This is a genomic window from Nocardia sp. NPDC049935, assembly GCF_055586645.1.
This window is the reverse complement of record NZ_JBVJHV010000002.1, coordinates 219,732-234,683: the sequence shown is the minus strand read 5'-3', so window position 1 is coordinate 234,683 and position 14,952 is coordinate 219,732. Positions and strand designations below refer to the sequence as shown.

Genomic DNA, 14,952 nt, shown 5'->3' with positions numbered 1-14,952 from the left:
GCGGCCGAACGGGGTGAGGCGATTGTCGCGAGGAACGGAAGTCGTGCGGCGGCGGGTGCCGGTGCGCCCCGCCGGCGACCACGCGTTCCTGCTGACCCCGGAGGATCCGGCGCGGGTCGGATACCTGGTCGCGCGACTGTCCGAGCGGCTGCCCGAGGGGGTGGTCGACGCTTTACCGGCGGCCGAAACCGTTCTGGTGACACTGGATTCGGAAGCCGCGGCCCGCCGGGTGCGCCCGGTTCTGGAACGCCTCGTGGCCGGGACGGATACCGCCGGGGCCGCCGATGTTTCCCGTGGAACATCGGCGGAATCCTCCGACCCGGTGCGGATACCCGTCCATTACGACGGGCCCGATCTCGACCACGTGTCCCGGGAACTGGCGCTCACGCCCGCCGAGGTGATCGCGGCCCATACCGGTACCACCTGGCGCTGCGCCTTCGTGGGGTTCGCACCCGGATTCGGCTATCTGACCTCGCCGGATACGCGCCTTAGCGTCGCGCGACGGCCCAGCGCGCGGACCAGGATCCCGGCCGGGGCCGTCGCGCTGGCGGGCGGATACTCGGCGGTGTATCCGCGGGCGACGCCCGGCGGCTGGCAGCTCATCGGCCGCACCGATCTGACCATGTGGGATACCGAACGTGATCCGCCCGCGCTGATCCGGGCCGGCGCATACGTCCGGTTCGTCGACGCGGAGACCCTCCGATGATCGTGATCGAGCAGGTCGGCCCGCTGGCCACGGTGCAGGATCTGGGCCGGCCGGGGTGGTTCGACTCCGGAGTCGGACCGGCCGGGGCCGCCGACCGTGGGGCCCTGCGGCTGGCGAATCGGCTGGTCGGCAATCCGGAAGGGTTCGCCGGTATCGAAGTTCTGCTCGGCGGCCTGGTGCTGCGTGCGCGGGACAGGGCGGTGGTCACGGTGACCGGGGCGCCCGCACCGGCCACGGTCGACAACACCCCGGTGGGTCACGCGAGCCTGCTGGTACTGGAACCCGGGCAGCGCCTGCGGCTGGGGTTCACCACCACCGGTCTGCGCAGTTATCTCGGGCTACGCGGCGGAGTCGACGTCGCACCGGTTCTGGGTTCCCGCAGCTACGACACCCTGTCCGGAATCGGGCCGGCGCCGTTGCGGGCCGGTGGATTAATCCACACCGGTCCACAGCCGCGCGCGTGGCCGGCCGTGGACCAGGCGCCCCGGGCCGAACCGCCCGCGACACTCGATATCCGCGCCCTGCCCGGCCCCCGCGACGACTGGTTCACCGACCCGGGCGCCCTGTTCACGGGCACCTGGGCGGTCGGCAGCGATACCGACCGGGTCGGCGCCCGCCTCGAACGCGCGGACGGACCGCCGCTGCGCCGGGTCTCCGCCACCGAACTCGCCACCGAGGGCATGGCACTCGGATCGATCCAGGTGCCGCCCGGCGGCCAACCGGTCGTATTCCTGGCCGATCATCCGATCACCGGGGGATATCCGGTGATCGCGGTGGTCGCGGACGCCGATATCGACCGGATGGCCCAGGCCCGGCCCGGTCAGCGGCTGAGATTCCGCCGCGTCGCGCCCACCCGCTGACAACCTTCACCCCGCGGAGTTCACGCGGGCGGATTCACCCGCGCGTGCATGAGGAAGACGTTGTATGGCGTCCACGACGACACGGTGAAATACAGGTCCCGGGCGGTCGACCACGGGTGGATGAACCCGCCGTAGGCCATCGGATAATCGGCCGTCGACACCAGCCGCACCGGCTCGGTCCACACACCCTGTGGTTCGCCGGCGGTCCGCAGCACGATCTCACCGCGCACCACATCCAGATAGACCATCTGCCAGTTACCGGTCTCCGGGTCGACACGGACGGACACCTCGCTGGCCGTGCCCGGGACCAGCGGGGTCGCCTGATACTCCGCCGCCGGCATCCAGTTGCCGTTCACCCAGTACTGATAGGCCGACCGGTTCAGCACCTGATCGGCCGGCACCCGGGCCAGGCCGAGCATCCCGATCCGGCCGTTGGGGGTGCCGAACATGTACACGTGGTCGCCGTGCGGCACCATGGCCGCGACCTGGAACCGGCCCAGCCCGAACAGGTTCTCCCAGCGCGCATGCTGATCCTTGATCCAGGTGGCGCCGTTGTCGTCGGAGTAGGCGAGCCCGCCGTAGTTGGTCCACCACATCCCGGGGATCCGGCTCCAGCGGTTCACCGACATATAGGACAGATACTGCCGGTCACCGAGGGCGAACCCGGAGGTCGGGATGGTGGTGGTCTCCCAGTTCTTGATCTTGCGGCTGCCCAGCAACTCGGCCGCGTGGCAGCGGCTGTCCTGCACCATGCCGTCCAGGGTCAGCCCGTCGGACAGTTCCCGGTCGGTGCTGTAGCCGAGCACATTGCTGCGCCAGTCCTGGTCGGGAGCGCCCACACCGCCGGGACGCCAGCCGGCGCCGAAGGTATCGCCGAAGACCACGGCGACCTGGCCGGGTTTCGTCTCCCACATCAGACCCAGATCCGTACCGTCGACCTGCCAGCGCATATCGGTCCGGTTCGGGGAACCGGGCCCGGTGAGCTGTTCGACCAGACGCACCGATTCGACCGCCGGCAGCGGCGCGGGCGCCGCCGCCGGACCCGGTTCGGCCGGGGGCGCGGCCGGGGGCGGGGCGGGTTGCGGTTCGTCGCCGGGACCACCGGGAACCGGGATCGGAATGGGTTCGATCTCCGGTTTGATCTGGATCTTCGGCAGCTTTATCGGATCGGACGAACCCGGACCCGAGCCGGTCGCGCTACCGGGACCGCTTCCGGAGGCGGAACCGCTGTCCGGGGCCGGGGCCTGCGGCGACGGATCGGTCGCGCCCTCCTTCTGCGGTTCCGGCTTCGGGGTGTCCCGGATATCCGGGCACGGGTTCCGGCACGGATCGGCGGGCAGCGGTTCGGGAGTGATACGAGTGGTGTCCTGCGGCGGATCGGGGATCGGCACGGGTGTGAACTGGGGGACCGGTACCGGGATATCGATCTGCGGCGGGATCTGCACCGGCGGTGCCGGCGGGATCGACGGATCGGGTTCCCGGGCGAGCGGATCGAGCCCGACCTCCCCGCAGACGTTCACCGGCGGGGGCGCCCAGGGAAACGGGGCGGTATGCGCGGACACCGGAATCGTGAGCCAGCCCACCAGAACCAGGCCGAGAAACGGGAGTCCGCACCGGCGCGGCCGGAACTCCTGCGCCACAGCGATCACAGCAGTTCACCGTTCTGTCGAGCCGTATTGCCGGTGTGAACTTACCCGAATCGGGTGGTACCGGCCGGAACAGACGGTCGGCCCGGCCACGCCGCGGGCGCACCGCGGACGTGACCTCGCCGACTTTCGCGTAGGCGCGCGCCCGGCGGGCCAGTACGCTCGGAAGCGATCATGGCCGCGTACTTCGATCCGATCGACCTGGGCAAACGACTGTTCGAGCCGTCCTGGCTGGAACAGTGGATCGGCTATACCACCGCCTGGGTGGAGCCGGTCGCCGATCTGAGCGCCGGGACGGTCACCGCGCTACTGCCCGACACCCTGCTCACCGTGCTCAGCGAGGGCATCCTCAGCCGGTTCGGCGGCCAGGAGATCAGCGCCACCCTGCTGGGGCACCGGCTGACCGGCACCCTCGACGTCCTGAAGGTCCGGCGGCGCGGCGCGCATTTCCAGACCAAGGCCGTGCTGCGCGAACTGCGCTGGGACCACCGCCATATCCACGAGGTCACGGTGATCTCGCACGAGGTCCGGCTGGTACCGGGGGTCCCGACACGGGTGCGTGCGAACCGGGTCGATATCGAGGGCACCGTAACCGTGGAATCGGTACTCGGCTGGCTCGCCGACCGGCAACGGGAATGGGACCTCTCCGTCACCGCCGCGGGCCGTATCCACGCGGTGCACCGCCGCAAACGGATCACCGCCGAACTCGACGCCTCGGTCACCGACGACACCCTCGAACTGGTCGTGCACCGCGCCCGGTGGTCCGGGATACCGGTACCGCGCCGCTGGCGCACGATGAACCCGATCCGGATCGCGGAACTCCCGCACGGAGCGCGCGTCCGCAGCGCCGTCCGCGACGGCGACCTGGTGCGATTCACCATCGAACTGGGTCCGGTCGACGGTTCGTTCGATCTGGCGCAGATCCGTGCGGCGATCGTCGCCGGAACCACCCTGATCGTCTTCTGACCGGGTCGTCTCCGCTCAGCTCTGCGTCTGCCACCACTGCTTCAGTGCGGTTTCCGCCTCGTCCCGGGTGAGCGGACCGCGATCGAGCCGCAACTCCTTGAGATACCGCCACGCGCGCCCGACCTCCGGACCCGGCGGCAGATCCAGCAACTCCATGATCGCGTTGCCGTCCAGATCGGGACGCACCCGGGCGAGGTCCTCCTGCTCCCGCAACCGGGCGATCCGCGTCTCTAGGTCGTCGTAGGTCGCACGCAGCGCCGCCGCCCGGCGTTTGTTGCGGGTGGTGCAGTCGGCGCGCACCAATTTGTGCAGCTGCGGCAGCAACTCGTCGGCATCGGTGACATAGCGGCGCACCGCCGAATCGGTCCACTGGCCCTTGCCGTACCCGTGGAACCGCAGATGCAGGAAGACCAGGCGGGCCACATCCTCGGTGAACTGCTTCGGATACTTCAGCGCGCGCATCCGCTTACGCACCATTTTGGCGCCCACCACCTCGTGATGGTGGAAACTGACCCCGCCGCCGGGCTCATTGCGTTTGGTATCCGGTTTGCCGATATCGTGCAGCAGCGCCGCCCAGCGCAACACCAGGTCGGGGTCGCCCTCCTCCTGATCGATCGCCTGCTCCAGCACCGTCAGCGAATGCCAGTAGACGTCCTTGTGCTGATGATGCTCGTCGATCTCGAGCTTCATCGCCGGCACCTCCGGCAGCACCCGCTGCGCCAGGCCCGTTTCGCACATCATGTCGATACCGTCGATCGGATGCGCCCCGCCGATCAATTTGTCCAATTCCGTCCGGACCCGTTCCGCGGTGATCCGATCGATTTCCGGCGCCATCTCCACAATCGCGGCCCGCACCCGCGGATGCGCCCGGAAACCCAGCTGGGAAACGAAACGCGCCGCGCGCAGCATCCGCAACGGATCGTCGTCGAACGATTCCTCGGGAGCCGCCGGCGTATCCAGCACCCCTTCCAGCAGCGCCGTCATTCCACCCAGCGGATCGACGAACTCCAGCGCCCCGTCGGCGGCGATCCGCACGGCCATGGCGTTCACGGTGAAATCCCGGCGTACCAGATCGCCTTCCAGATCGTCACCGAAACTGACCTGGGGATTACGCGAAACACGGTCGTAGGTGTCGCTACGGAAAGTGGTGATCTCCAGCTGCTGCCCGTCTTTGGCCGCACTCACCGTCCCGAAAGCGAGCCCGCCGGTATCCCACAACTGATCGACCCACCCCCGTAGCAGTTCCTGCACCGCCTCCGGCCGGGCGTCGGTGGTGAAATCCAGATCGGTGCCCAGCCGGCCCAGAATCGCATCCCGCACACTCCCGCCGACCAGATAGAGCTGGAACCCGCGAGCAGCGAACATCTCGCCCAGCGGGGTCAGCACATCGGACAGCCGGCCCAGCGATATCGCCGCCGCCGCGAGCAAACGGGTACGGCGATCCTGCACAACGTCGTCGGACTCGGTCGAAACCACACGAGGAGTTTATTGCCGCGCCCGCGGCGCGCGGGCCGAGGGCCCCGCGCCGCCGGAGGCGGCGCAAACAAACACTCCTCTACTATTGCGTAGTGTCTCCGGCCGATCGCGCGAACAGTCGACGCCGCCAGCCCCGGCGCCGTGGCGCGGCCGGTGGTGCGGCGAAGCCGCGTATGCGCACGGTGCGGGAAACCTCGGCCGGGGGGTTGGTGGTCGACGGGTTGGACGGGCCCGCGGATAAGCGGTGTGCCGCCCTGATCGGCCGTACCGACCGGCGCGGGCGGCTGCTATGGTCGCTGCCCAAAGGACATATCGAAGAGGGCGAAACCTCCGAGCAGACCGCTATTCGCGAGGTCGCCGAGGAAACCGGTATCCAGGGCGTGGTGGTCGCCGAATTGGGCAGTATCGATTACTGGTTCGTCACCGAGGGGCGGCGGGTACACAAAACAGTGCACCATTTTCTGCTGCGTTCGGTCGGTGGTGAACTATCGGACGCGGATGTGGAGGTCACCCAGGTCGACTGGGTACCGCTGAGCGAATTGAACTCGAGGCTGGCCTATGCCGATGAGCGCAGGCTGGCCGAGGTGGCGAACCGCCTGATCGACCGGATGGAGACCGGCAAGCGATGACGCGTGGAGCGAGTCGGATCATGCTCGTGATCCTGACCATCCTCGGCTCGGTGGCGGCACTGCCCGCCCTGCTCGTATCCCCTGTGCAGGCGCAGCCGACCGGGTCGGCCGAGGACGCCGCGACCCCGCAGTTCCTGAAGTTGTCGCTGGATTCGGTGAACCCGGGCACGGTCACCACGGAGAGTGATCCGATGCTGACGGTGACGGGGACGGTCACCAATATCGGCGACCGCGGGGTGGACGCGGTCGCGGTACGGGTGCAGCGCTCACGCGCGATCGCCGATGCCAGCGAATTGCGCACCACCTTGAAGCTCGACCAGGTCAACTATGATTTTCCGACCCCGTTCCAGGATGTGGCGGGGCGCCTCGAGCCGGGCCAGCGGCAGCAGTTCACGCTGTCGGTACCGTTGCGCGACGGGTCGGGGACCTCGCTGAACGTCACCGAACCCGGCGTGTACCCGCTGTTGCTGAACGTCAACGGGACCCCGGACTACGGCGGCCAGGCGCGACTGGACGATGCGCGTTTCCTGCTGCCGGTGCTCGGGCTGCCCGCCGCCGCCGACGGCAGCGGGCCGCCGGTACCCGCGCCGGGGCATCCACCGGTGTCGGCGACCGTGCTGTGGCCGCTGGCCGACCGGCCCCGCATGGTGGCGGGACAGACCGGTGAACTGGACCGGACCGTCGAACTGACCGATGACGAATTGGCGGCGTCGCTGAGCCGGGGCGGACGGCTCGACGAACTGGTCGGCGCGCTGGAGTCGGTCTTCGGCTCCGATCAGGCCGCCGACGGGCCCGCGTCCGCGGTCTGCCTGGCGATCGACCCCGACCTGCTGCTGACGGTGCAGGCGATGACCAGCGACTATCGAGTGCTGGCGAGCCCGTCGGACCCCGACGGCGCCACCCGCCCCGGGACCGGCACCGACGCCGCGAAACAGTGGCTGGACCGGCTGCGCACGCTGGCGTCGTCGATGTGCACGGTGGCGTTGCCGTTCGCCCAGGTGGATGTATCGGCGCTGGCGGCGGCGAATGATCCCGCCCTCACCGCGCGGGCGCTGGACGCGCCCGCCTCGATCGTCGATTCGATTCTGAACACGCGATCGGTGCGCGGAGTGAGCCTCCCCGATGCCAGCAGTCTCGATCCCGGCGGCGCCCAGCTGCTGAAGGCCCAGGGATTCGGTACCGCCGTGCTGGCCGGTAACGCGGTGGCGCCGGAGGGCGGCGTGGGCGATCCGTACGCCGCGGTCCCCGATATGGTCCGGCTGCCCGGGATCGCGGGCGCGCCGCCTACCCCGGCGCCCGACAGCGGTGGTACGCCGGATGCTGTTCCCGCCGGCGATCAGGCGCCGGCGGAGGGTCAGCCGGGTTCGGCGGCTCCGCCCGCGGAACGGGCTTCCGGTGCCCGGCCGGGCACCGATCCGGCGCTGCGGGTGGCGACCTTCGATATCTGGCCCGCCGCCGCGCTGGCGGGGGTCGGATCCAATCCGCCCACCCCGGCCTATGTGCCCGAGCAGGCCAGGTACCCGGTGACCAACGATTCCCGTACCGCCCGGCTACAGGATGCGCTGGGCGCGGTGTCGTGGCAGGCGCTGCATCCCGATCCCGGCCGGCCGCGGTCGCAGCTGATCATGCCGCCGCAGCAGTGGGGCGCGAACCGGGACGAGGCGGCCGCGGTGCTGCGTCAGCTCACGCTGCTCAGCGACAGCAAACTGGTGGATCCGCGCCCGTTCGGCGAGCTCATCGGCCAGAATCCCGATCCGGCGCCCTACCAGCTGGCGCCGCTGGCGGAAGCGGCCGTGGAGGCGGTGCCCCCGCATTTCGCGGGACCCGCGCGCGACCAATCGCACCGGATGACGCAATTGATGCAGGCGATGGTCGAGGTACCCGATACCGAGCCGACTCCGCACGCCTTCCTCGACCCGCTGCGTGACGATCTGGTGCGGGCGCTGTCGCTGTCGGATCGGCGCGGGGGCCCGACCGCCCAGGCCGAGGTGTTCGCGTGGCGCCGGATCGAGAAGGCGACCGCCGCGGTGGACGATATCTACCGGTCGGTGACCGTGCTGCCGCCAGGCGGCGTATACACGCTGGCGTCGGAGTCGAGCCCGCTGCTGCTGGTGGCCCGGAACGATCTGCCCATTTCCATGCGGATCCGGTTCCGCATCGATGCGCCGCCGGAAACGAAGATCACCGATATCGGCGAGCAACTGCTGCCGCCCCGGGGCACCCGGTCGTTCCAGATTCCCACCGAGGTCAGCGATAGTCGCAAACTGGTCGTGCCGATCTCGCTGAGCACCCCGGAGGGGGTCCCGCTGGGGCACGCGACATCGATCTCGGTGCGGTCGAACGCCTACGGGCAGATCCTCGCCATCATCACCGCATGTGCCGCCGCGTTGCTGTTCCTGCTGGCCGGCCGCCGTTTGTGGCGTCGGTTCCACGGCGAGCACGACCCGGCCGACAAAGGTATCGATCCCGGTATGCGGCGCCGGGTCATCCGGCTGGGCCGGGCCCGGCGGCACGGCTCATCCCGGCCCGAGGCCCAATTGAGCCATGAGGCACAGGAGGCGGCGCCCGGCCGGCGGCCGCGGCGGCGCGAACGGGTGTAGGAGCCCGGCGCGGGGCCCGCTCGGCGCCCCGGCCACCCTGATATCCCTGTGATCTGCGGTTCACAGCCGATCACAGTCGCCGACGGCGGTCCCCGCCCGGCCCCCGGGCAATCGGGGAGGGTGACCGGCGGCCATCACCCGTGGAAGATGGAGAGAGTGCGCGCACCGGTGGTCCGGCTATGTCCGGATGCCGGTGCGCGGTCGGATACGGCGCGCGCACGGACCGTACAGTTCGGTGCACGGGGCGGCAATGTTCGACGCGACACAGGGGACAACCGGCAAGCGGGGGTCCGGGCGATACAGGAGGCATGATGAGCGACGATGAATCCTCCGCTCATCGGCAACAGCCCGGTCGACAGCCCGACGCCCCGCGAGGCCGCCGGGCCCCTCGCGCACCCTGGGAGCGCGTTCCCCCACCTTCCGAGCAGGAGCCGGATATGAGCGGCCGGCCGGGCGAGACCGAACGCGACCGGCACCGTCCCGAAGCGTTCCGCGAAGCGCCGCCGCAACTGCGCCGCAACGGCGGCCCCGAGCATCCGCCGGCGCAACCGCCCCCGGGCCCCCGGCCCACACCCCGCCCCGGACCACATCCCGGCGAGGACCGCTACACCCCCGGCCACCCCGACGCGCGGCCACGCCCCCCGGCCCGGTCCGCGAACCCGCCGTCGGGCGCCCGGCCCGCGGTGCCGCCGGTGAATCCCCGCCCCGGCGCCCGGCCGGCGATGCCGCCCGCGAATCCGGCATCCGGGTCCCGCCCGGCCGTCGACCCGGCCGGCCCCCGCCCACCCTCGGCATCTCCCAATCCACCGTCGCCGCCTCGTCCCGGCGCGGCGCCACCCAACCCGGCGTCCGGATCACGGCCCGCCGTGCCGCCACCCAATTCTCCGTCCGGATCTCGCCCCCCGGCGCAACCGCCCGGACCGCGGCCCCCGGCGCCCCCCGCACAGCGCCCGGGTCCACCGCCGGGGCCCGCGGGTAGGCCGCAGCCCGGCGGCCCACGCCCACCCGGCCCCGGACTGCCTCCACCGGCGGATCGGACTCCGGGTGGCGCACCGTCCGCCGGACCGGCGTCGGAGCCGTTCCGGGCACAGCGGATGCGCCCGGTCCAGCCGCCCGCCGACCCCAATCGCCCACCGGTCCGCCCGGGTCCGCCCGCCGACCGGTCCGCACCTCCCGGGGCCGGCGGCCGGCCACCCCAGCCGCCACAACGCCAGGCCCCGGTCCCGCCCGGGCACCCCGGACAACCACCGGTGCCGCAACGCCAGGCCCCGGTATCGCAACCGATGCGCCAGGTGCCGCCCGGACCGCCCCCGCAACGGCCGACACCGCAGCGGATCGCCGCGGCGGCCGGCCGCAACCGGCCGGGTACGGGGTCGATGGCGGCCGTCGCGGTGGACGAGAAACCGGATGCGGCCGATAAACCCGACAACAGTCAGTCGAAACTGCTCAAGGATTCCGGGTCGATCGCGATCGCGACGCTGATCAGCCGGATCACCGGTTTCGGAAAGCAGTTGCTGCTGCTCGCGGTGCTGGGCCCGGCCATCGCCAGTTCGTTCACCTCGGCCAGCCTGATCCCGAATATGATCGCCGAGCTGGTGCTGGGCGCGGTGCTGACCGCGATCGTCGTCCCCACCCTGGTGCGGGCCGAACAGGAGGATCCGGACGGGGGCGCGGCGTTCATCCGGCGGCTCGTCACCGCGGCCTCGGTCGTCCTCGGTACGGCGGCGGTGCTGGCGACAGCGGCCGCGCCGGTCCTGGCCACCCATGTCTTCGTCTCCGCGGACGGCAAGGTCAACACCTCGCTCACCACCGCGCTGACCTTCCTGCTGGTACCGGCCGTCCTGTTCTACGGCCTGTCCGCGATGTTCACGGCGATTCTGAACACCCGAGGCGCGTTCAAACCGGGCGCCTGGGCACCGGTGCTCAACAACCTGGTGGTGCTGGTCGTCCTGGGCCTGTACGCCCTCACCCCGGGGGAGATCACCCTGGACCCGGTGCGGATGAGCGATCCGAAACTGCTGGTCCTGGGCTGCGGTGTCACGCTCGGCGTTATCGTGCAGGCGGTCAGCCTGCTTCCGGCGATCCGCCGCCAGGGAATCGATCTGCGCCCGCTGTGGGGTCTGGACGACCGGCTCAAGCAGTTCGGAACCATGGCCGGCGCCATCATCCTCTACGTGCTGATCAGCCAGATCGGCGGCATCTTCGCGAACAACGTCTCCTCGCATGCCGACGAGGCGGGTCCGGCGATCTATCAGAACGCCTGGCTGCTGCTGCAGCTGCCCTACGGCGTCATCGGCGTCACGCTGCTCACCGCGATCATGCCGCGGCTGAGCCGCAACGCCGCCAACGACGACACCCCCGCGGTGGTGGACGATCTCTCGGCGGCGACCCGGCTCACCATGATCGCGCTCATCCCGATCGTCACGTTCCTGACGGTGGCGGGCCCGCAGGTCGGTGACGCGCTGTTCGGGTACGCCCGGTTCGCCGAGGACGCCTCCCGCCTGGGCACCGCGGTCAGTTTCTCGGCGTTCACGCTGATCCCGTATTCGCTGGTGCTCATCCATCTGCGGGTGTTCTATGCTCGCGAGCAGGTGTGGACACCCACCTGGATCATCCTGGGCATCACCACGATCAAGATCCTGTTCTCCGCGCTGGCCCCGGTGATCGCCGACAGCAGCGAGCAGGTGGTCATCGTGCTCGGTGTCGCGACCGGCCTCGGGTTCACCGTCGGCGCGGTGATCGGCGGGTATCTGCTGCACCGCAGTCTGGGTGATCTGCGGATGGCCAATGTCGGACGGACGGTCAGCCGGGTGCTGCTGGCCTCGCTGGCCGGCGGTGCGGTCATGCTGATCGCCGACAAGGTCATGGGGCTGGACCGGCTCACCGAATCCCTCGGCGGCCCGGGCTCGTTCATCCGGGTGGGTATCACCGCGATCGTGATGTTCGCGGTGGCGTTCGGGCTGATGCGCCTGGCCGGGATCCCCGAGGTGGTCGCGATCACCGTCGCGGTCTCCCGGCGGCTGGGCATCACCCCGCCCGCGCCCCCGATCGACCTCGATATTCCGGCCGGGGAAGAGCACACGACCCGTATTCTGCGCCGCCCCGATCCGTACCTGGCGTACTCCGGATTCGATTCGGCCATGGACGCGCAGAGCACAATGGTGTTGCCGGTGATCCGGCCGGACTCGGTTGACCGCACCGGTCCCGGGCAGTTCCCGTACCCTGTTCGGCAGACAGGCACAAGTGGCAGATCCGCCGAAGTTGCGGCATACCAGGGCGAAGGAGGTCCGAGGGTGAGCGACGACGCGGTGGGCGAGGTCCCAGCCGCCGATTCTTCTGGGAATTCGGCGAGCGGTCGCCTGTCCACCGATGTTCCCCCGGAGAGTTCGGAGCCGGGCGACCCGCGCGATCAGCGTGAGGTGGGACCGTCCGCGCCCGAATCGGACTACGGGACCGAACAGGGCGCGGGCTTCGACCCGGAGGACGAGACCGTCCGGTACGGATCGGCCGGAGAACCGGACGCTGCCGAGGACCAGATGTCCGAAGAGCACGTCCAGCGAACCGGGGCCACGGTGTCGGCCACCGATTCGGTCTACGACACCGGAATGATCCCGGTGCCGCCGATAACCCAGTCGAGCCGGGTCCAGCGCGGACCGAAACTCATCGCCGGTGCCTCGGTCGCGGGCGGGCGCTACCGCCTGCTCGCCAACCACGGCGGGTCCCGCGGCCTGAAGTTCTGGCAGGCGCTCGATATCAAGCTCGACCGGGAAGTGGCGCTGACCTTCGTCGACGCCGATCAGAAGTCCGGCGGCAACTCCGGTCAGGACGGCCCGCAGGCCATCCTGTCCCGGACCCTGCGGCTGGGCCGGATCAACTCCCCGGGCCTGGCCCGCGTACTGGACGTGGTCCGCGGCAGTTCCGGCGGCATCGTCGTGGCCGAATGGACGCCCGGCCGGTCGCTGCGGGAAATGGCGGAAACGGTGCCGTCGCCCATCGGGGCCGCGCGTGCCATCCGGGTACTCGCCTCGGCCACCGAGATGGCGCACCGCAGTGGCGGCGCGCTGTCGATCGACCATCCCGACCGCATCCGGATCAGCGCCTCCGGCGACGCCGTGCTGGCCTTCCCCGGCACCCTCGGCGACGCCGATCCGCAGAGCGATGTCCGAGGTCTGGGCGCGATGCTGTACGCCCTGATCACCGCGCGCTGGCCGCTGCGGACCGGCGGTATGAGCGGGACCGCGGCGACCGTCGGCGGGCTGCGGCCGGCCGACTACGGCCCCGACGGCACCCCGATCGAACCCCGTCAGATCCGGCCCGAGGTGCCCTTCGAGATCTCCGCCGTCGCGGTCCGCTCCCTGGAACCGAACAAGGGCGTCCGGACCGCCGCGACCATCCAGCATGTGCTGGAACAGGCCTCGGTGGTCGATCAGAAGACCGATTTCATCCCCGTGCTGCGCCTGGGCCAGCGGACCCCGGCCCCGGCCGACGAATCCCTGGCCGATCCGGAACTGCTGGCCGCCGAACGCGACCGGTCGCAGCGGATGATGTGGATCATGGTGGCCCTGGGCATTCTGACCGCCCTGGTCGTCGGCATCGTCATCTGGTGGCTGGTGAGCGTTTTCGCACCGGGTGATTCCAGTGAACCGCTCAACGAGCAGCAGGTCATCGGACTCACCACCAGCCGCGCTCCGGAGGAAACCGGCAGTCCCGCCGCGCCGTCGGCCACGGCCCCCGCGGCCGACGGGGTGCCGGTACCGGCCACCGGCGTGACCGTCTTCTCCCCGGAGGGCACCCCGGACGACCCCTCCGGCGCGGCCACGACCACGGACGGCAACCCGGCCACCTTCTGGCGCACCGATCAGTACTTCCAGCAGTTCCCGGCCCTGAAGAAGGGTGTCGGCCTGCTGGCGACGCTGCCCGGCCCGACCACCCTCACCGGTGTCTCGATCACCTCGCCCACCCCCGGCACATCGGTCGAGATCCGCACCTCGCCCACCGAAACGCCCACCCTGGACCAAACCCAGCTGGTAGGTACCGCCGTGCTCGGCGACGGAGTGACTGAGGTGCCGATCCAGACCGATCAGGCGGCGCGCTACGTCCTGATCTGGGTCACCGGCCTGGGTAACAACGGCGGCCAGTTCCAGAGTTCGATCGCCGAACTCGGGTTCTCGGCCAAACCCTGACAGCCCGACCGGGGTCCGTGCCGCACGCCGGTCCGGACCGGATCGGTTGCCGCCCTGTCCACCCCCGGGATATGATCACGCCCGCGCTCTCAGGAGGGGAGCCGGCGGGATGAGGGGTTCGTCTCGCACGCTGCCACACAGTTGGTTCCAGTAGTCGGCCGATGGCTGCCGGTGTGAGCGCTGTCCGAGGGGTTGGCTTTTGGCGTCCGAATCGAACGCGGGGATTCGCGGGGAAACCGCGCGGTCCGGCGCGGGCGCAACATCCGAATCCGGCTTCGATTCGACGACCGATACCGAACTTCTGCGCGCCCACGCCGAGGGTGCGCCGCACGCCTTCGCCGAGCTCCTGCGCCGCCACAACGACCATTTGTGGCAGACCGCCGTCCGGGTTTCCTATACGCCCGAGGATGCCGCGGACTCGCTGCAGGAGGCGCTGTTGTCCGCGCATCGCAACGCGGGCTCGTTCCGCGCCGAATCCGGGGTGCGGACGTGGCTGCACCGGATCGTGGTCAACGCCTGCCTCGACCGGATCCGGCGCAACCGCGCCCAGCGCGCGGTGGTCCTGCCACCCGAGGTCTGGCCCGAGATATCGGACCGCTCGGACGAATACAGCCGCATCGATATCTCCATCGTGCTCGAACGCGCACTGTTCCGTCTGCCGCCCGACCAGCGTGCGGCCGTGGTGGCGGTGGACGTGGAAGGCTACAGCGTCGCCGACGCGGCGCAGCTGCTCGGCGTGCCGGTGGGTACCGTCAAGAGCAGATGCGCCCGGGCCCGGCAGCGTTTGAAGGCCGAACTGGATTCGCTGAACACCGAGGGGAACCGGATGTAGGTCTTCCGCGTCAGATCAAGTGACATATTTTCCCTTCCGAACGGTATGTACCCG

Annotated in this window: 9 protein-coding genes; 7 read left to right on the top strand and 2 right to left on the bottom strand. The window is 70.3% G+C overall.

Annotated features, from left to right (window positions below):
* The first annotated feature begins 43 nt into the window (after positions 1–43).
* On the top strand, positions 44–706 hold the full coding sequence (locus tag ACZ6SF_RS09320; protein ID WP_466061560.1) for a 5-oxoprolinase subunit B family protein: 663 nt from the start codon (positions 44–46) through the stop codon (positions 704–706).
* Positions 703–1,566: a 5-oxoprolinase subunit C family protein gene (locus tag ACZ6SF_RS09315; protein WP_466061559.1), complete on the top strand. Its 864-nt coding sequence runs from the start codon at positions 703–705 to the stop codon at positions 1,564–1,566. The genes ACZ6SF_RS09320 and ACZ6SF_RS09315 overlap by 4 nt, the downstream gene beginning before the upstream one ends.
* Before the next feature lie 20 nt (positions 1,567–1,586).
* Here the strand turns inward: ACZ6SF_RS09315 and ACZ6SF_RS09310 are convergent, their stop codons facing one another.
* Entirely contained in the window at positions 1,587–3,206 is a 1,620-nt protein-coding gene (locus ACZ6SF_RS09310) for a DUF4185 domain-containing protein (protein WP_466062233.1), read from the bottom strand.
* A gap of 180 nt (positions 3,207–3,386) precedes the next feature.
* Between ACZ6SF_RS09310 and ACZ6SF_RS09305 the strand changes: the two genes are divergently transcribed.
* A complete protein-coding gene (locus ACZ6SF_RS09305) occupies positions 3,387–4,178 on the top strand; it encodes a hypothetical protein (RefSeq protein ID WP_466061558.1) in 792 nt (263 codons plus the stop codon).
* Positions 4,179–4,193: 15 nt separating this feature from the next.
* Here the strand turns inward: ACZ6SF_RS09305 and ACZ6SF_RS09300 are convergent, their stop codons facing one another.
* On the bottom strand, positions 4,194–5,654 hold the full coding sequence (locus ACZ6SF_RS09300; RefSeq protein ID WP_466061557.1) for a CCA tRNA nucleotidyltransferase: 1,461 nt from the start codon (positions 5,652–5,654) through the stop codon (positions 4,194–4,196).
* Here ACZ6SF_RS09300 and ACZ6SF_RS09295 point away from each other — a divergent pair.
* The 4 genes from ACZ6SF_RS09295 to sigM all read left to right on the top strand — a co-directional run bounded on the left by ACZ6SF_RS09295 (position 5,585) and on the right by sigM (position 14,898).
* Positions 5,585–6,283: an NUDIX hydrolase gene (locus tag ACZ6SF_RS09295; RefSeq protein WP_466062232.1), complete on the top strand. Its 699-nt coding sequence runs from the start codon at positions 5,585–5,587 to the stop codon at positions 6,281–6,283. The two genes, ACZ6SF_RS09300 and ACZ6SF_RS09295, sit on opposite strands and share 70 nt — an antisense overlap.
* Before the next feature lie 20 nt (positions 6,284–6,303).
* Complete coding sequence (locus tag ACZ6SF_RS09290; protein WP_466061556.1) at positions 6,304–8,883, top strand: DUF6049 family protein; 2,580 nt, start codon at positions 6,304–6,306, stop codon at positions 8,881–8,883.
* Between the two features lie 1,376 nt (positions 8,884–10,259).
* A complete protein-coding gene (locus ACZ6SF_RS09285; protein ID WP_466062231.1) occupies positions 10,260–14,066 on the top strand; it encodes a lipid II flippase MurJ in 3,807 nt (1,268 codons plus the stop codon).
* Between the two features lie 301 nt (positions 14,067–14,367).
* On the top strand, positions 14,368–14,898 hold the full coding sequence (gene sigM / locus ACZ6SF_RS09280) for an RNA polymerase sigma factor SigM (protein ID WP_466062230.1): 531 nt from the start codon (positions 14,368–14,370) through the stop codon (positions 14,896–14,898).
* Positions 14,899–14,952: the final 54 nt, after the last annotated feature.

Bases quoted from the DNA above. Each gene is read 5' to 3' on its own strand.
- ACZ6SF_RS09305 (WP_466061558.1), top strand. From the start codon at position 3,387: ATGGCCGCGTACTTCGATCCGATCGACCTGGGCAAACGACTGTTCGAG.
- ACZ6SF_RS09290 (WP_466061556.1), top strand. From the start codon at position 6,304: ATGCTCGTGATCCTGACCATCCTCGGCTCGGTGGCGGCACTGCCCGCC.
- ACZ6SF_RS09285 (WP_466062231.1), top strand. From the start codon at position 10,260: ATGGCGGCCGTCGCGGTGGACGAGAAACCGGATGCGGCCGATAAACCC.
- ACZ6SF_RS09315 (WP_466061559.1), top strand. From the start codon at position 703: ATGATCGTGATCGAGCAGGTCGGCCCGCTGGCCACGGTGCAGGATCTG.